The sequence below is a fragment of the Providencia sp. genome, assembly GCF_040396775.1.
Classification (GTDB): domain Bacteria; phylum Pseudomonadota; class Gammaproteobacteria; order Enterobacterales; family Enterobacteriaceae; genus Providencia.
On the sequence record NZ_JBEBNT010000003.1, the window covers coordinates 300,091 to 317,437 of the forward strand.

The 17,347-nt window shown below is 43.7% G+C and carries 15 protein-coding genes and 1 tRNA gene; 12 read left to right on the forward strand and 4 right to left on the reverse strand.

What is annotated here, in order from left to right; translation table 11 throughout:
* From ABWP91_RS05965 to ABWP91_RS06000, 8 genes are all read left to right on the forward strand, one after another.
* Positions 1–1,053, forward strand: a complete 1,053-nt coding sequence (locus tag ABWP91_RS05965; RefSeq protein WP_353242472.1) for an HlyD family secretion protein — start codon at positions 1–3, stop codon at positions 1,051–1,053.
* A complete protein-coding gene (locus ABWP91_RS05970; RefSeq protein ID WP_353242473.1) occupies positions 1,053–2,498 on the forward strand; it encodes an efflux transporter outer membrane subunit in 1,446 nt (481 codons plus the stop codon). The genes ABWP91_RS05965 and ABWP91_RS05970 overlap by 1 nt, the downstream gene beginning before the upstream one ends.
* Positions 2,479–3,252, forward strand: coding sequence for a siderophore-interacting protein (locus tag ABWP91_RS05975; RefSeq protein WP_353242474.1), 774 nt, complete (start codon positions 2,479–2,481; stop codon positions 3,250–3,252). The genes ABWP91_RS05970 and ABWP91_RS05975 overlap by 20 nt, the downstream gene beginning before the upstream one ends.
* Positions 3,253–3,273: 21 nt before the next feature.
* Entirely contained in the window at positions 3,274–3,717 is a 444-nt protein-coding gene (locus ABWP91_RS05980) for a universal stress protein (protein WP_353242475.1), read from the forward strand.
* A 248-nt stretch (positions 3,718–3,965) separates the two neighbouring features.
* Positions 3,966–4,041, forward strand: a tRNA-Asn gene (locus ABWP91_RS05985).
* 186 nt (positions 4,042–4,227) lie between these two features.
* Positions 4,228–5,277: a dihydroorotase gene (pyrC, locus tag ABWP91_RS05990; RefSeq protein WP_353242476.1), complete on the forward strand. Its 1,050-nt coding sequence runs from the start codon at positions 4,228–4,230 to the stop codon at positions 5,275–5,277.
* Between the two features lie 239 nt (positions 5,278–5,516).
* A complete protein-coding gene (bssS, locus tag ABWP91_RS05995; protein ID WP_353242477.1) occupies positions 5,517–5,771 on the forward strand; it encodes a biofilm formation regulator BssS in 255 nt (84 codons plus the stop codon).
* 215 nt (positions 5,772–5,986) lie between these two features.
* On the forward strand, positions 5,987–6,580 hold the full coding sequence (locus tag ABWP91_RS06000) for a LuxR C-terminal-related transcriptional regulator (protein ID WP_353242478.1): 594 nt from the start codon (positions 5,987–5,989) through the stop codon (positions 6,578–6,580).
* Between the two features lie 46 nt (positions 6,581–6,626).
* Here the strand turns inward: ABWP91_RS06000 and trhO are convergent, their stop codons facing one another.
* Complete coding sequence (trhO, locus tag ABWP91_RS06005; protein ID WP_353242479.1) at positions 6,627–7,673, reverse strand: oxygen-dependent tRNA uridine(34) hydroxylase TrhO; 1,047 nt, start codon at positions 7,671–7,673, stop codon at positions 6,627–6,629.
* A 275-nt stretch (positions 7,674–7,948) separates the two neighbouring features.
* Here trhO and ABWP91_RS06010 point away from each other — a divergent pair, with 275 nt between their 5' ends.
* Both ABWP91_RS06010 and ABWP91_RS06015 read left to right on the forward strand, forming a co-directional pair.
* Positions 7,949–8,584, forward strand: a complete 636-nt coding sequence (locus ABWP91_RS06010; protein WP_353242480.1) for a DUF1007 family protein — start codon at positions 7,949–7,951, stop codon at positions 8,582–8,584.
* Entirely contained in the window at positions 8,575–9,582 is a 1,008-nt protein-coding gene (locus tag ABWP91_RS06015) for a nickel/cobalt transporter (RefSeq protein WP_353242481.1), read from the forward strand. Before ABWP91_RS06010 ends, ABWP91_RS06015 begins: the two co-directional genes overlap by 10 nt.
* Positions 9,583–9,741: 159 nt before the next feature.
* Here ABWP91_RS06015 and ttrA read toward each other — a convergent pair whose 3' ends face one another.
* From ttrA to ttrB, 3 genes are read right to left on the reverse strand one after another with little or no spacing between them, the layout of a single operon-like run.
* The gene (ttrA, locus tag ABWP91_RS06020) at positions 9,742–12,816 is read right to left on the reverse strand and encodes a tetrathionate reductase subunit TtrA (protein ID WP_353242482.1); all 3,075 of its coding nucleotides are present in this window, start codon (positions 12,814–12,816) and stop codon (positions 9,742–9,744) included.
* Positions 12,809–13,855, reverse strand: a complete 1,047-nt coding sequence (gene ttrC, locus ABWP91_RS06025) for a tetrathionate reductase subunit TtrC (RefSeq protein ID WP_353242483.1) — start codon at positions 13,853–13,855, stop codon at positions 12,809–12,811. Before ttrC ends, ttrA begins: the two co-directional genes overlap by 8 nt.
* Entirely contained in the window at positions 13,837–14,574 is a 738-nt protein-coding gene (ttrB, locus tag ABWP91_RS06030; RefSeq protein ID WP_353242484.1) for a tetrathionate reductase subunit TtrB, read from the reverse strand. Before ttrB ends, ttrC begins: the two co-directional genes overlap by 19 nt.
* Before the next feature lie 254 nt (positions 14,575–14,828).
* On the opposite strand from ttrB, the gene ttrS reads away from it, so the two are divergent.
* Positions 14,829–16,586, forward strand: coding sequence for a tetrathionate respiration histidine kinase TtrS (ttrS, locus tag ABWP91_RS06035; protein WP_353242485.1), 1,758 nt, complete (start codon positions 14,829–14,831; stop codon positions 16,584–16,586).
* Between the two features lie 116 nt (positions 16,587–16,702).
* Positions 16,703–17,299, forward strand: coding sequence for a tetrathionate respiration response regulator TtrR (gene ttrR, locus ABWP91_RS06040; RefSeq protein WP_353242486.1), 597 nt, complete (start codon positions 16,703–16,705; stop codon positions 17,297–17,299).
* Positions 17,300–17,347: the final 48 nt, after the last annotated feature.

Consider the following 17,347-nt stretch of genomic DNA (forward strand, 5'->3'; position numbering starts at 1 on the left):
ATGAGTAAAATTAAAATTAATAAAGGTGTTGCACTGGCTATTGTAGGTATTTTAGTCGTCGTAGGCGGGCTATTAATTAACAAATTTGCCATTAAAAAAACGATGCAAAATACCAATGATGCTTATATACGTGCCGATATTTCGCGAATTTCACCTCAAATTTCAGGTGTCGTTACCCAAGTGCTTGTTCAAGACAATCAATGGGTGAAAGAAGGCGAATTATTAGCAGAAATTGACCCGAGGGAATTTACCGTAGCACTTGCTCAAGCGACCGCGCAAGAAAGCTCAGCGCGAGCACGCCAAGATGATGCAAAGGCCCAATTGTCACGTCAATATGCGTTGATTTCTGCGGCCCAAGCACAATTACACTCGGCGCAAGCAGAGTTGCAATTTGCGCACCAAGAAAAAACACGCTACCACAAAATGGCGACAACGGGTGCAGGCTCACAGCAAGCTGCACAACAGGCAACAACTCGCGTACAAACAATGACGGCCAGTGTCGCACAAGCGGAAGCATCTTTAAAAGCGGCTAAAAATATGTTGCAAGTTTTACAAGCTAAACAATCCGATAGCGATGCTGAATTGACACTGGCACAAGCGAAAAAAGACATGGCAAAACTGAATCTGTCTTATACCCGCATTACCGCACCGATTGGTGGGGTCGTGGGTAAAAAAAGCCTACGAGTGGGTGAATTTGTTAAGCCAGGTGACGCATTAATGGCGATTGTTCCCCAAGACAAGCTTTATATTATTGCAAATTATCAAGAAACCCAGTTGCAGAACATTACCCATGGGCAAGCTGTTGATATCAGTATCGACACATTCCCAGGTCAAACCCTAAAAGGCTATGTTGACAGTATCTCCCCTGCATCTGGGGCGAGTTTCTCTCCTGTCGCACCTGAAAATGCAACAGGTAACTTCACGAAAATTGTACAACGTATACCTGTGAAAATTATCTTTGATATCAATAAAGAGAGTGCAGCAACGATGGGTGCGTTACGTGTTGGTATGTCCGCTGATGTGAGCATCAACACATTGGATGGGAGCCGTTAATGAACAAAACCGTCATTGCATTGGCGCTCATCGTGCTGACAGGCTGCCAAGCAGTTGGCCCCGATTACGTGCCACCGCAAGCAACTTTGCCAGAAAACTGGGGTGCTAGCCAAAGCACCTCCCCACTCCCTATCGAGTGGTGGAATATATTTGATGATCCCCAGCTTTCAGCGCTTATACAAAGTGCAACAAAAAACAATCTAGATTTGCAACTTGCAACAGCACGTATGCAACAAAGTCGCGCTTTATTAGGCATTGCAGATTCAGACTTAACCCCTGACTTAAGCCTTGATGGGGCTTATCAACGGCAACGTGCAACATCGGTCGGAAGTATGGATCCCTCAGGGAAAAAAGGAGAGTCAGACTTTAACCTATGGCGCGGCGGGTTTAGTGCTGTTTGGGAATTAGATATGTGGGGGAAATTGCGCCGTGCCTCGGAAAGTGCGCGTGCGAATTTTGCAGCATCAGAAGAAAACCGTCGAGCCTTGTTAACCTCTGTCACCGCAGAAGTTGCCACACAATATTTACGTCTACGCGCCACACAGCAACAAATTCAGGTTGCTAAAGGGAACCATGCAACTTCGTTGCAAACCGTGCAACTTACCCAAGTACGTTTACACAATGGTTCAGGTAATCAACTGGATGTAGAACAAGCGCAAGTACAACTCGACCAAGTTAATGCCTTGCTTCCTGTGCTGATTGACAGAGAAAATCGCCTAAAGAACGCGATTACCTTATTGTTAGGTGAGCAACCGGGTGCGCTGAATACTCAATTATCAGTAGAAAAACCACTTCCTAACGTAATTCAAGCCGTTCCAATGGGTATTCCGTCTGATCTTGCCCTACGTAGGCCCGATATTCGTGAAGCCGAGGAACGCTTACACCAAGCAACCGCAGAAATAGGCGTCGCCAAAGCGGATTATTACCCACGGATCACCTTAACAGGTAATGCAGGTTATCAAGCACTTGCATTATCTGATATGGGAAGCTGGTCAACACATACATTCGCCATTGGCCCCTCCCTTTATTTGCCCATTTTTGATGGTGGGAAAATCAAGCAGCGGGTAAATTTAAGCGAATATCGCCAGCGGGAAATGGCCATTGCTTACCAACAAACCGTTTTGCGGGCTTGGCATGAGATTGATGATGCACTTTCAGATTACCAAGCTCAACAGCGCAGGCAAATTCACCTCATCTCTGCCGTTGCTGCCAATCAACATGCTTTTTCATTGGCTCGCGATAGTTATCTTAATGGCGCCAGTGACTTTATCCATGTTTTAAGCACCCAGCGCGCTTTATTAGATTTGCAATCGGCACAAATAGTCTCTCAGGAAGAAACCGCCCTTGCTGTAGTGAATTTATATCGCGCATTAGGCGGCGGCTGGGAACACACTTACCCGTCAAATATGCAGCAGGAGGATCCTCATGCACAATACAATGAATAAAATTGTTGGCGACATATTAGAAAAAGATACAAGGCGTAAACGAGAAGCTACCGTAAGCGCGGTGCAATCATTAACGGAAAAAATGCGGCGGATTACCTTAAGTGGTGATGATGTCGATAAATTTTTAGATGATTTAAGAGCTTACGAACCCGCAAGTTGGGTCAAGGTATTTTTTCCTTGGAAAGATAGCTTAGCAGGCCGCGCCTACACCATCAGTGGAATCAATAAAAGCAATAGAACCATTGATATTGATATGGTTTTACACGGTGATGGCCCTGCATCTCGTTGGGCAGAAGATGCATTAATTGGCGATAAACTCGGTTTTGCAGGGCCTTGCTCTGGGGGGTTTAAACCTTTACCCGAAACAGGTTGGTTGCTTTTATTGGGTGATGAAACCGCTCTCCCCGCGATGTGTCGTATTCTTGATTCATTGACTGAACCAATGCCTGTTTTCTGGTTTGCCGAGGTGAGTAGCGAAAAAGAAATTCAAACACTTAATTACCCTGATTTAATCGTCAATAGCTGGCTAATCCGTGACCGCCATTACGATAGTGTGATGAATAGTTCCCTTGTTCGAGCAATAACTCAATGTGCTTTACCTGACGAGATAGGACAAGTTTGGTTAGCCTGCGAGCAACAAATTGCGGTTTATTTAAAAAATCATTTTATCAACGAAAGAGGGATCCCCAAAACCTCACTCTTTGCGAAAGGCTATTGGAAAAAAGGGGAATCTAATTTTAAAGGTGCGGTTTAATCCGCTAATCAGGAGATAAAAATGATTAAAAATGTATTGTTGGCGGTCGATAGCTTCGAAAATAGCAGTAATGCTCTTAATTTTATGCAACGCATGACAGGCTGCATTCACAATGTGATTGTCTTAACCGTTGTTGATAATACCTTTGCACTCAGTCGAACTAAGCTCAGTGAAAACAGTGATGAGCGCGATGAGTACCCAGCCGCTCAGCGGGAAGAAGCCTTAGCAGAGAAACAATTAAAGGATGTTACCACCGCGTTGACAAACATGGGGTTTAAAACGCAAGGGCTACTTGTTGCAGGAACACCGATAGAGACAATCCCCAAGCAGATGGAAAAACACGACTGTGACTTACTGATAATTTCTCACCGTCATCTTTCTTCATTTAGTCGCTGGCTAAATACGTCGGTCACCCGCAGTTTACTGGATGATATTTCTCAGCCCGTTTTAGTGATCCCGCGTTAACGTATCATATTCGCAATGATTAAAGTGGTTACCTTTGTTAGCCACTTTAATCAATACGTTTACGGCATAAAAATTACCATGGCTTTTAACTTATTTTTCTTCATTTGGCCTTCAAATAATTGTTACCACCCAATTTCCGAGCAAACTTCCCTCAGTTCGCACAGATAACAGGCAAACAAACGTTTTTTCGATATTCTCCTTTGACAATCCCTTTAGAGGAAGCTAATATCCTCTGCGTACCAAGGAGTTCCTCCATAGTTCAGTCGGTAGAACGGCGGACTGTTAATCCGTATGTCGCTGGTTCAAGTCCAGCTGGAGGAGCCAATATTTAGAGAAGCCTGCTTAAAGAAATTTAAGCAGGCTTTTTGCTTTCTGATTGTTTTTTTTCTTTGTACTCAAAACAAACATTTAATCATCGATTCCCATAGCTATTTTTTCCCTTTGGCTTTATCATTCTTTCCCGGCCTGAGCACTCGCTCATCACTCACCTTCCCTTATGGAGCCGGTTTAATGACTACTGTAACTACCCTAACGATCCGCCGCCCTGATGATTGGCATGTTCATTTTCGCGATGATGATATGTTAAGAACGGTTGTTCCCTACACCAGTGAGTTTTTTGGCCGTGCAATTGTGATGCCAAATTTAGTTCCTCCCGTCACCACCATTGAAGCCGCCAAAGCCTATCGTGAGCGTATTATTCAAGCCGTGCCGCAAGGTCACCAATTTACCCCCCTGATGACATGCTACCTTACGGATGGCACAGACCCTGTTGAACTTATTCGTGGCTTCCAAGAAGGCGTTTTTACCGCTTGTAAATTATACCCTGCCAATGCAACAACCAACTCGAGCCATGGGGTTTCTGATATTAAGAAAATATACCCTGTGTTGGCCGCAATGGAAAAAGCAGGTATGCCGCTGTTAATTCACGGTGAAGTCACTGCTAGCCATATTGATATTTTTGACCGTGAAGCGCTGTTTATTGAACAAGTCATGCAGCCATTACGCGCTCAGTTTCCGAACTTAAAAGTGGTATTCGAACACATCACAACAAAAGAAGCCGCACAATATGTTCTGGAGGCCAATGAATTTACCGCCGCGACACTCACACCTCAGCACCTAATGTTTAACCGTAACCATATGTTAGTCGGTGGCGTAAGACCGCATCTCTTCTGTTTACCAATTTTAAAACGTAACATTCACCAAGAAGCACTTCGTTCTGCTGTTGCATCGGGATGCGATCGTTTCTTCTTAGGGACAGATACCGCACCGCATGTGCAGTCACGCAAAGAATCATCTTGCGGATGTGCTGGGGTGTTTAATGCGCCAACAGCGCTGGCCGCTTATGCAACCGTGTTTGAAGAATTAGGGGCTTTAGCGCACTTTGAAGCCTTTTGCTCATTGAATGGCCCTAAGTTCTATAATTTGCCAGTTAATAAAGGCTATATTACCCTAACTAAAGAGCAAAATATCACTTGCGAATCCATTGATTGTTGCAATGATAAATTAATTCCATTCTTAGCGGGTGAAGATTCTCACTGGTCAATTGCTATCGCTAAATAGGCACTCAATCAAACGCCTATTTTATCCTCATGAGGGAAGTTTTATCGCTTCCCTCTGCTATTCCCCCCGCCATATTCGCTTCATTTGTGCATTTACTGTCATTTATACAAAAAAATATTTTATTTACTTCCTTATTAGCGAAATCTCCTTATACTGAAAGTGGATTCATTCCAAGAACTTTGCTCTTAGTCAGTTATAGATATTTATTATTTATCACGCTGTTTGATTAGGAGGTTTTTATGAATAGAAAAGATGACGTCATTCAAACTCACCCAGTTGTTGGCTGGGACATCAGCACCGTAGATGCATACGATGCAATGATGTTACGTTTGCACTACCTCCCCGAACAAGATAAAAACTCAGGCGATGCTATCGTGGATAAAACCATGTGGCTAACCACGGATGTCGCAAAACAATTGATTGATATTCTTCAAGCTGGCGTGGATAAGATAGAGTCAGGGGAATACGTCGAATTTAATTTTAAGACACACTAAATGATTAAAGGGGTATTTGAACCTTTAATATCCATTTCTTAAATATATAGTTCAGAAATAAAGTAGTTATATTTTATATAACTACTTTTTTATTTTATTTTTAGACCATGATTAATTTAAATTAACGATAACATTTCCTATTTTCATTATTACTCAGTTGACTTCTCTAGCTATTCCACTTTATTGTAATACTCTTTCGAACAAGGACGTTCCCAATGAAAATATTAATTATTGATGAGTGTTATTATACAAGACTTGGCATCACTGAATATTTATCAAAGAACAAAGATTTAAACTTTATTAGTACAGGCTGCTTAGATGATGCTATTAAATCTATAAATAAAAACTCACCAAGTATTGTTCTTGTTAATTTAACCTATTATTGCCACTACTCAAATTATTGCCCAACTTTACAAGGACTGCTAAACCTATCAAGCAATATCCGTTTTTATATCTATATCAACGCCCCTTACCCTCAAACCAACAACCCTTTATTATTAAAGGATAATTTTTTTATTTTATCCAAAAATATCATAATTAAAACATTGGATAAAGTGATTAACGATTATGCACAAATAGAAAAAATAACACAGTTAGCCAATAATACAGATACATCTATATTTACCGTAAAAGAACAAAAAATAATTAATAACTGGATGAATGAAATACCAAACCACATTATTTCCAAGAAACTGGGGATCAGTAACAGTACGGTTTATTCACAAAAACGACATATAGCCAGTAAGGTCTTTGTAAAAAATAGAATTGAGCTTTTCTTTATTTATAACGTATTTAAATATTTATATTAAATGAAAGCCCTGAAAAGGGCTTTTAGTATTTCAGTATTACACTGAATTAGCTATCGCTATTTAATAAGCCATCAGATAAACGGTGGCGAGATTTATTAAATATTTTATTGCTTACTTCTCGGCCTGCACGGCGTGCGCGTTGCTCATGCTCTGGCAGTTTCATTTCTTCATTACAAGCAGCACTACAACAACCTTCGTATTTTTCAGCACAGGTTGGGCATTGAATGAATAATAAATGACAACCGTCATTATGGCAGTTCGTGTGTGAGTCACAAGGTGCCCCACATTGGTGGCAGTGCGCTAACATATCATCAGTAATACGCTCACCCATACGGTTATCAAAAACAAAGTTTTTCCCTTTAAAACGCAAAGGTAAACCTTGTTCTTTCGCTTTACGTGCGTACTCGATAATACCGCCTTCCACGTGGTAGACATTTTTAAAGCCGTTATGCAGCATGTAAGCACTCGCTTTTTCACAACGAATACCACCGGTGCAATACATCACGACATTCTTATCTTTTTGCTCTTGCAGCATTTCTACTGCCATCGGGAGCTGTTCTCTAAACGTGTCCGATGGAACTTCTACCGCATTTTCAAAGTGGCCAACTTCGTATTCATAGTGGTTGCGCATATCAACAAACACAGTATTCGGGTCATCAATCATTGCGTTGACTTCATGCGCTTTGAGATATTGCCCAGTATTTGCTGGGTTAAATGTCTCATCGTCAATGCCGTCAGCAACCACGCGATCGCGCACTTTCATACGCAGAACCCAGAACGATTTCCCATCATCATCAATAGCAATATTTAAGCGCAAATCATTTAATGCAGGATCGGTGCGATAAATCAGTTCGCGTAATGCATCAACATTGGATGCAGGCACGCTGATCTGCGCATTAATGCCCTCTTTGGCAATATAAACACGGCCAAATACGCTTAACACTTTGAATTGTTGATACCATTCATTACGAAAGGCAGCTGGGTCTTGAATATTAAAATACTTATAGAAAGAAATGGTGGTACGCGGCTCAGTTTCAGCCAACATGCGTTCTTTGAGTATTTTATTTGAAACTTGGTTATGTAACACTGGCATGGTGTTCTCAATTCCTATGTAACTAGATAATATTTAAGCAGTTAACCTAATGACATCCAACTGCACCACCACTAGGTTATTCGCTTATATTATCGCTGTTATTGTGTTAATAAAAAACCCTTTATTTTAAGTGGTTTTGTTATTTAAATATGATTAAAACGTTTAAACCACTCTATTCTTATTTTGCAGACTGCATTTTAGTCATATTTGATTATTCACGATTTAAGCTCATTATGTTATAACATTACCAATTAAACACTTTTAAAATAGTATAAATGATGCGATTACTCCTTCTCTTTTTGATTATGTTATCTTTTGTTGCGCCACAAGTAGTGGCTCATCCTCACAGTTTTATTGAGATGAAAATGACGCTTGAAACCAAACAGGGTAACTATTCTGGAATAACCTATGTTTGGAAGATGGATCCGATGACCTCTGCGGATATTTTGTATGAGCTCAAAGGGGTAAAAACGGATGACCCACGCTGGAAACAACAAGAAGCCATTGTGATGGCGAATGTATTAATGCAGGATTATTTCACTGATTTCTATTATCAAGGGAAAAAAGTGAGTTTTAAACGCATACCCGATAGCTACCATCTTGAAAAAGACGGGTTTTCGTTAGTGTTTTACTTCACTGCGTCATTTATGCAACCACTCCCCATTAAAGACTCCCATGTAACTTTACAAACCTACGACCCTTCATTTTATGTCAGTATGACCTACCAAAATTCGCAGCAAATTACACTACCTTTAGAGCTTGCTGCGACCTGCAAATTGGTATTAGCAGAAGCCAATATTACAGACTCCATGCGCGCCTATGCGTTTTCGTTAGATAAAGCTGATACGCCCGATGAAGACTTAGCTCTCGGTAAGCAATTTGCACAGCGGGTGGATATTCAATGCCCTTAATTTCGCTACGTCATTCAAAATGGTTTGCGGCAATCGTCTTATTCACGCTGATTGCCTATTCTGCTTGGCTAGTTTACACCCACTGGAGCACATGGCTGCAACTGAGTATTGTTTGGCAAAAACAGTTAAACCAAGGGTTATCTTACCTACTTCAAGAAACGGCAACTCGGCCATTTTATGCGGGGGGATTATTGCTCGTTGCCAGCTTCGCGTATGGTTTTTTGCACGCACTTGGGCCGGGGCACGGTAAATTAATCATCACCACCTATATCGCCACACAAGTCACCCACTTAAAACAAAGTGTATTCATCAGCTTATTGGCATCTTTATTACAAGGCTTAGTGGCCATTTTGCTGGTTTCTTTTGTACTTATTTTATTCCAGCTCTCCACTAAACACTTAAACCAAGCCAGTGCATATGCAGAGCAAATCAGCTACATTTTTGTGATCCTACTGGGTACATTTCTGTGTGTTAGTGCGATACGTCGTCTTTGGCAAATTAGAAAACTCAAAAAGCCAGCCTCTTTAACGTTACGAAGTATTCAGCCACTAAATCAATCAAAAGCAAAAACTATTTATAATACGGCACAAACTGAGTCTGCTAGCTGTGCTTGTGGGCATCAGCATGTTGTTCATTCTGATCAGCTACAAGCAGGATTCAAAAGTAAACTACTGATTATTCTTTCGATGGGGATCCGCCCATGTTCAGGCGCAATTTTAGTGCTATTATTTTCCTATGTGATTGATGCATATGCTTGGGGAATTATTGCCGCGTTGATGATGTCTGTTGGTACAGCACTCACTATCTGCTTAATTGCTGTATTCGTTCATTTTATGCGTGATAGCGCACTGCGCGTTTCGCGTCTAAAAGGTGTTCAACTGTCACCGTATTGGGGGATTTTACTCAAAATTATCGCAGGGATGCTGTTTGTCTTGATGGGCGTATTATTATACCAAAGCGGTGCAATGGAACACACAACCTCGCCATTATTGCATTAAAAAAGGGAGGGCTCCCCCTCCCTGGCACTTGCCGAAGTCACAGTGCGATAAACACACTGTTGATGCGCAATGTCAACTGCTCAAAACAAAGTTGCTAATCTGCAACGCTATGCAGAACCCTGCAAACTAGCAACTTTTTACTACTACATTTAAACCTAGCTAGCTAATTAACTCTATTTTCGCCGGTAAACCTTGGCGAACAGAAGCACCCGATACCCAGTCAAGCCAAGTATTCGCCACTTCACGTGTTGGGTCAGCAAACCCGAGGTCGTTTAAGTTAATGCCTGAACCATTTGCCGCGTTCATTGGCATAGGTTGGCCGTCTAAATAGTGCTGTTTTGCGCCCATTTCGGTATGGCCATAACCATGCTCAATCGCTAGCACCCCTGGCATCACGCCATCCAATACACTTACTTGGGCTTGTGCATTTCCACCCGGTGTAGTGATGCGGATCCAATCACCGTGTTTTACCCCCATTTTCGCAGCATCATCAGGGTGAATAGCCACGAGGTTGGTTGGTTTAACATGGCGTAAGCGTTCAATCACCGTCGTTGAACTGCTCATTACATGGGATTTAAATGACATCAGTTTCAGCGGCCACTCGTTTTCAGGGAACACTTTATTGACATCATCGCCATTCGCCATACGTGGTGGGTAGTAGGTTGGACAACCACTGTAACGCTCACCCGTGATAGCATGACGGTTAATCGCGACGGTTGGGTTCCAAATTTGTAACCCTTTTTTCCACTGAGGCCCTGTCGCATCGCCATCCCACGCTTTTTCATACGGTGCAAAACGGCCACCGCGTGTGAAGATGTAGGCCACACGGCGCACTTCTTCTGGTTTCAACGTGCGAGTGATCGCAGGTAAAATACGCTCAACACCACTGATTTGGATGTCTTCCGATGCCGCTTCCGGTACCGGTTTTTCCCCTAACCACGCCATATTGGCAGCTACACGCAGGTAGTAATCTTCCGCAGTATTGAGTGAATGCATATTGCCATCCATATCCTCAATCACGTTGTCACCAAAGCCTGGTAATTTCAGCTCTTTTGCCACTGCAATACAGAAGCTTTCCATCGAAACCGGCTGGCCATCCGCTGTTTTCGCTGTACGAGACTCAACAATTGGCCAACGCGCCGTACTCGCTTTGACTTGAACACCCGACCACGGCGCACTGAAACCCCAGCTTTCAAAGTTATGGGTATCTGGCACAATGTAGTCCGCCAGTGCAGTGGTTTCATTCATAAAGGCATCGATACCAATAATTAATGGAAGATGTTTTGGGTCTTTCAGTTTTTCTTCCATCACTTGGCGAATCCCCGCAATGCCATATACTGGGTTCGTCATATTGGTGATCCACGCTTTTAGGGCATATGGATAGCCCATCAATGCAGACGCCAATTGCTCGGTTAATTGCCCTTTGGCAAACGGATACCAAGGAGCTTTAGCTGGATACGGTTTTTCGCCTGCGGATAATCTTGCTTTAAATTCATCTGATTTTTCATAGACTTCATTACTGCGTGATAATACAACACCTTTTGGCTTCACTTTGCCTTTGTAGCTCGCCATGTTGTAACGTGGGCCGTCGTTCTCCCCGTTAAATTTACCGCCACCAACAGACACACCGCCTTTCAGGTTTAAATTACCAATCAATGCGTTAAGCATTATGACTGACCATGCTGTGTAGAAGCCGTTGCCCCCCATCATACCGCCATGGGAAATGACCGCCGCTTTTCTATCATAAGATGTTAAGGCTTTGCCCAGTGATGCAATAGTTTTCACTGGAACATGGCAGCGTTCGCTATATTCTTCAAGCGTCATGCGATTTGCTGCTTCTTTTAGGCATTGAAAGCTCGATTTCACCGTGACTTCACTGCCATCGTGTAATGTCACTTGGCGGGTAACAAACAGTTCCGCCGCAGGGACGTCATCTGCCAGTTTCAATTCGCCAGAGGCATCTTGAACTAAGTACGCTTTTTCATCATCCCCTTCCCCAGTGAGATAAGAGGAAATTAATAATTTGCCTGCTAAAGGATGCGAATCATCGGTAATGACCAAATGGGTTGAGTTAGTCCAGCTTTTCTCTCCCATGCCTTCCATTGATTTTTCACTTGGCACACTGAGGTATTTTGCATTATAGCGCTCGTTTTCAATGATCCAGCGGATCATCCCCATCACTAACGCCGCATCAGTACCCGGTTGTACAGGCACCCAATGACCGTGGTCATTCGCTAATGTTGTCGTCAATGGTAATGCAGGGGAAACAACCACATAGTTAAAGGAGTCACGTAAACGCGCTGTCGCTAACTGGCGGCCTTGACGTTTAAACGGGTTCCCCGATTGTGCCGGAGACGTCCCGAGGAATAAGGCAAAACGCACGTTATCCCAATCGGGTTTGACGTGGGCGTTTTTGTCCAAGTCATCCATCAATGCCCCTGAACCGGCACGGTAAGCGAGGCCACAGTAAGAACCATGTGCACCAAAGTTTTTGCTACCAAAGCCGTTTTGTGCAAAGCGACGAATAAAGCCATCGCGACCATCGTCCCCTGCGTTAGTCACTAACAGTTGGTTCGCTTTCGGGCCTAATTTCGGCTGTAACGGGTCTAATGGTGTTTCGAGGTCACGAATGGCTCTTAACCCATCCACATGGCCTTCACCGAATAAATCGCCGCCTTCAACCACTTCTTTAATCAGTTGTTCAAAGCTAATGCGTTCCCATTTACCTTCGCCACGTTTACCGACACGTTTCATCGGCTCTAAAATACGCAGTGGGCTGGTTAAGCCTTCCATTAAGGTCGCACCACGAGCACACGCTGTTGAACGATGTTCTAAACCTGACTCACCGCTCATTTTTTTGAACGCGGTTTTTAGCGGCATACCATAAGGGAAATGCTCTTCGTGAGATAACGGGTGATACGGGTTACCCGCGATACGCAGCACTTCATTTTTTGCTGTATCGACACGGGCACGGATACCACACTGAGTCCAGCAACCAAAACATTGAGTCATCGCCACCACTTGTTCTGGGTTCTCTTGCCAGCCTTTTAGTGCTTGCCCTTCTGGGCGCAGTGAGTTGCCATTAAGGCGGTCTAACGTGACTTTACCGGAGGTGCCATTAACCAGACCATCGACTGCACGTTTAGCCACATCACGGTAGCTTGCGCCAAATAATGCAATACCACCGACAACCAAACCACCTTTAAGCCATTGACGTCTTGAGAATTTAGCCATGTTGCACTCTCCTCGCAAACCAGCGAACACCTTCACGAACAATAATTGTTAACGCAATCCACAAACCAAATGTGCCTACGATAGCCATCAGGCCGTCAGTCCCCAGTGGGAAGTGGTATGGGTTCGCGATAATGTTATATTTTGGAACCGCTTGAACTTCCATCAGGAAAATCCAACGTAATGTCCAAGCAAAAGCCATCGAAACTAAGGCTAAAACAGTAATGTAAGGCACTGAGCGGATAGCTTTGACGTTACTCACTGACATCGAAAATGTGATTAACCACAGCGCACAAACGCCCATCAACATCCACCAACCTGCACTTGCCGTATCTAATTGTTGGCGCACCGCGATCCCTGAAGTGGTATCCCCTGATAACCACAGTGCGAAACATACCGCAAATAACAGCAGGGTAATCACTTGGAAACGGGCTAAACGGTTTTGATATTGGGGTTCTTTGCGCGCCCCTAAACCAATCAATGCAGGCAGAACTTGCAGCGCACTCAAGAACATTAATACTGGCATCCACCAGCTATACCAGATTGGACGTGCGTTTAAGATTGATGCTTCACGGCCGGTGTACAGCAATAAGCCCATTGCCGATAACGCCGCCAGCAATGCTACCCAACGGGTCGCTTTGAACTCTTTTTTCCAGATCATTTTTACAATCAGGGCAACAAAATATAAACCAATAAACGTGGTGAATAATGGTAATAAAACAGAGCCCCACCACATCCAAGACCACAGGGTTGGGTGTGCGTAGAAATGCCAAACCCGTGCAGTTTGGTGTAAATCTGCGGTTAACGCGAGTGGTGCGGTGATCCCCATAGTGATGCCGATAAACACCGCAATCATTTCTAACCGGCCATTTTTGCTTTTATTTTGCCAATGCAGGTAACACGCATACAGCACAGCGCAAGAAGCAATCCCGATAAAGAAAAAGTATTGTACCGCCCACGGTAGCCAGAAAAATTCTTGTGGCTGAGCCATAATTTCAGAAATATATGTCACTTGACCGTCCATCAGAACACCTCCTGCCATAATGCGGGTTGCCCTTTACCTTGTAGCGGCTGCACAAATGCATCATCCAAACCGATATAGAAAACTTGTGGTAATGTGCCACTTTCGGGTTTGAGTACTTTGATCTCAGCTTCATGTTCAGTCAGCATTTTACGGATGGTGCTGTTCGGGTCTTTTAAGTCACCAATAATACGCGCGCCGCCTACACAAGATTCGACGCATGCAGGTAGTAAACCGACGTCTAAACGATGTGCACAGAAGGTGCATTTATCCGCAGTTTGTGTGGAATGGTTAATAAAACGGGCATCGTACGGGCAAGCTTGAACGCAATAAGCACAACCCACACAGCGTTCGTTATCAACGACAACAATACCGTCTTCGCGTTGGAAGGTGGCTTGAACGGGACACACAGGCACACATGGTGGTGAATCGCAATGGTTACATAAGCGCGGTAGCAATACGTTAGTAAAGCCTTCTTCGCCTTTCACTGCGACTTGGTATTGATTAACAGTCGTTCTAAACTGGCCTTGTGGTGTTTGGTTCTCAACAGAGCAACTCACAGTGCAAGATTGGCAACCAATACAACGGCGTAAGTCGATTAACATCCCATAACGTTTCTCTGGGTTGCCTTCATGACGTGTTGGAGATAGGTTTAGGCCAGCTTCCGAGATTGGAATTAACGACGCACCCGCCGTCACTGCCCCAATTTGTTGTAGAAATTTTCGTTTACTCAGATCCATAATTGGCTCCAGTATTGACATTGCTAATGCGAAAATAAAAGTTATTAATCAATATGTTATTTGTTTTACAAGCGTTATTGACAATCGATTCAGTCCGGTTAAGATAACCGCAGAAATTCTTATTTCTCTTTAAAACTGGTGTGTTATCTTGGTAAAACTTGTAGTGCCATTGTAGGAAGAGAGGAGCCAGCGCCCTATTGTGGTTTACCACATAGCCGAAGCTAAATTGATCTAACGCAACGAATAACCCAAATATGTTAAAAAAATCGCCTATACCGTTGTATCACATACTATTAACCATACTTCTGATATGGTCATTTCCGGCGATTTCCGCGCAATGGACAATCGGCGTTTTGGCTTTGCGCGGCCCCAGTACCACCCAATCTCACTGGCAACCTTTAGTCGATACGTTAAATGATTCCATTCCAGGGGAACGTTTCACTCTCCAACCTTTAAATCTTGATGAAATGCGCGAAGCCATTTCCAATCAAAAAATTGATTTTTTACTGACTAACCCTGCACAATTTATTCAGCTAGACAGCCGTTACCACCTACGTTGGCTACTTTCCTTGCGCTCCGATGTCGAACCTAATAGCACCACTCGCAACGTGATTGGTAGCCTGATACTGGTACGCAATAACAGTGACATTACGGAACCTCAAAATTTGATTGGCAAAAAAGTGGGGGCAATTTCCCCTGATGCTTTTGGTGGGTATCTCTTAGGCTATAAAGTGCTGCGGGATTTAGGCTATGACGCTGAAAAAGACTTCCAGATGCAATTTTTAGGCTTCCCCGCAGATGCCTTGCTATATGCGTTGCGTGATGACTCGCTGTCAGCGGCGATTGTGCCTGTGTGTTTACTGGAAAATATGCACAGCGAAGGGCTGATTGATAAAACCCAATTTCGCCCGCTCATTCAACACCCCAGTTCGCTATCTTGCTTGACCAGCACCGAGCTTTACCCCAACTGGTCATTTGCTGCCCTAAGCGAAGTGCCAGATAACCTTGTCGACAAGGTCACTAAGACCTTACTCTCAACAGATAAAAGCGCAATGCGCTGGGGAGCCCCCGCCTCCGTGACCCAAGTGGAAACGCTTTTGCGGGATGTGAACCAACACCCCCAGCAACGGCAAATTTGGCAAGATATCGTCAGTTGGACAATCCAAAACCAAATTACCCTTGGCTTTGTGGCTCTATTTTTCGTGCTGCTTGGGGTGAACCACGTATGGATTGCGTTTTTGGTCCGCCGCCGCAGCCGTCAGTTAGAAGAGGCGCATAACCGGTTGCGCCAGCAAGAGGCAAATCTGCAAAAAGCGCAGCGGCTCAATATATTAGGGGAAATGGCATCAGGGTTTGCTCATGAACTCAACCAACCGTTATCCGCTATTCGCCACTATGCTCAAGGGTGTATTTTGCGGTTGAATAAAGAATCAGAAAAACACCCGCTGATTTATGCCTTAACAAAGATTGATAACCAAGCCCAACGTGGTGCGGATATTATCCGTAATTTACGCCTCTGGGCAGGTAAGCCGGGGCAAGACCCCACACTGAACCTAAGCCAACAATCTGTTAAGCAAGCTATTAACCATATTTGGCAGTTGTTACGCGTTGATCAGCACTACCCTAATGCTAAACTACTCCTACCAGACACCCCTGATGTGTCGTTAATACTACCTGAGACTTTATTAGAGCAATTATTATCCAACTTGGTCAGCAACAGCCTGCAAGCAGGTGCTACCACATTAAGTTTTGGTTTCCATTTTGCTCAAAACCGTTTTTTATTAGTCTTACAAGATGACGCTGGCGGCATGCCATCAGAACAGTTGGAGCAAGGGATAACGCCATTCGCCACCACCAAAAAAGAAGGTTTGGGGCTCGGTTTAGTGATTTGCCAACGCCTGATCCAAAGCCAAGGTGGGGATATCTGCATTGAAAACAACCTCAGTGACGAGGGGTTAAATGGCCTTAGAGTGACACTTATTTTTAATTATCCCGACAATTTGAATAACTAAGCACGGTTTGCCACGCAATTGATAACATTCAGATTAATTATATGTGACAATGGCTTTATTACGCTGACTTAAGCCTATCTAATAGAGTCACCTTCTACACGACGAGGTATGTATTTATGCCAGTGATCCATCTAGTGGATGATGACACCGATGTGACCGATGCTTGCCAGTTTTTACTTGAAACGCTGGGCTACACCGTCACCGTCTGGAATGACAGTGAACAATTTATTCAACATGCTACCCTGCATCAAGAGGGGGTGGTTTTACTTGATATGCGCATGCCAAAACTCGATGGCCGGCAAGTTCACCAGTTTCTGCGCGATCAACACAGCACATTAGCCGTGATTTTTTTATCTGGGCACGGGGATATCCCGATGGCCGTTGAGCAAGTCAAACTTGGCGCCGTCGATTTTCTACAAAAACCGATTGATAGCCATCAATTGGCAAAAATACTTGAACAAGCTCAGCAGCAAACCACGCAATCCACCGAAAATTATTTAATTAAACAACGTTATGAAACGCTAACGCCTCGCGAAAAGGAAATCTGCCGTTATGTGCTTCAAGGTTTAATTAACCGTGAAATCGCTGAAGCTACCTGTGTTTCCGTGCGTACAGTTGAGGTGCATCGCTCCCGCGTGATGGAAAAAATGGCCGTAAGAAACATTGCTGAATTGATGAGCACCATGCAGTCAGTGAACTCATTAAAAGAATAATTTGATATAATTAGACTTAATTGAACCTAATTAACAAAGTTAACCATT

Excerpts from the sequence above, each read along its gene's own strand:
- ABWP91_RS05965 (WP_353242472.1), top strand. The coding sequence starts at position 1 with ATGAGTAAAATTAAAATTAATAAAGGTGTTGCACTGGCTATTGTAGGT.
- ABWP91_RS05970 (WP_353242473.1), top strand. The coding sequence starts at position 1,053 with ATGAACAAAACCGTCATTGCATTGGCGCTCATCGTGCTGACAGGCTGC.
- ABWP91_RS05975 (WP_353242474.1), top strand. The coding sequence starts at position 2,479 with ATGCACAATACAATGAATAAAATTGTTGGCGACATATTAGAAAAAGAT.
- ABWP91_RS05980 (WP_353242475.1), top strand. The coding sequence starts at position 3,274 with ATGATTAAAAATGTATTGTTGGCGGTCGATAGCTTCGAAAATAGCAGT.
- pyrC (WP_353242476.1), top strand. The coding sequence starts at position 4,228 with ATGACTACTGTAACTACCCTAACGATCCGCCGCCCTGATGATTGGCAT.
- bssS (WP_353242477.1), top strand. The coding sequence starts at position 5,517 with ATGAATAGAAAAGATGACGTCATTCAAACTCACCCAGTTGTTGGCTGG.
- ABWP91_RS06000 (WP_353242478.1), top strand. The coding sequence starts at position 5,987 with ATGAAAATATTAATTATTGATGAGTGTTATTATACAAGACTTGGCATC.
- trhO (WP_353242479.1), bottom strand. The coding sequence starts at position 7,673 with ATGCCAGTGTTACATAACCAAGTTTCAAATAAAATACTCAAAGAACGC.
- ABWP91_RS06010 (WP_353242480.1), top strand. The coding sequence starts at position 7,949 with ATGATGCGATTACTCCTTCTCTTTTTGATTATGTTATCTTTTGTTGCG.
- ABWP91_RS06015 (WP_353242481.1), top strand. The coding sequence starts at position 8,575 with ATGCCCTTAATTTCGCTACGTCATTCAAAATGGTTTGCGGCAATCGTC.
- ttrA (WP_353242482.1), bottom strand. The coding sequence starts at position 12,816 with ATGGCTAAATTCTCAAGACGTCAATGGCTTAAAGGTGGTTTGGTTGTC.
- ttrC (WP_353242483.1), bottom strand. The coding sequence starts at position 13,855 with ATGGCAGGAGGTGTTCTGATGGACGGTCAAGTGACATATATTTCTGAA.
- ttrB (WP_353242484.1), bottom strand. The coding sequence starts at position 14,574 with ATGGATCTGAGTAAACGAAAATTTCTACAACAAATTGGGGCAGTGACG.
- ttrS (WP_353242485.1), top strand. The coding sequence starts at position 14,829 with ATGTTAAAAAAATCGCCTATACCGTTGTATCACATACTATTAACCATA.
- ttrR (WP_353242486.1), top strand. The coding sequence starts at position 16,703 with ATGCCAGTGATCCATCTAGTGGATGATGACACCGATGTGACCGATGCT.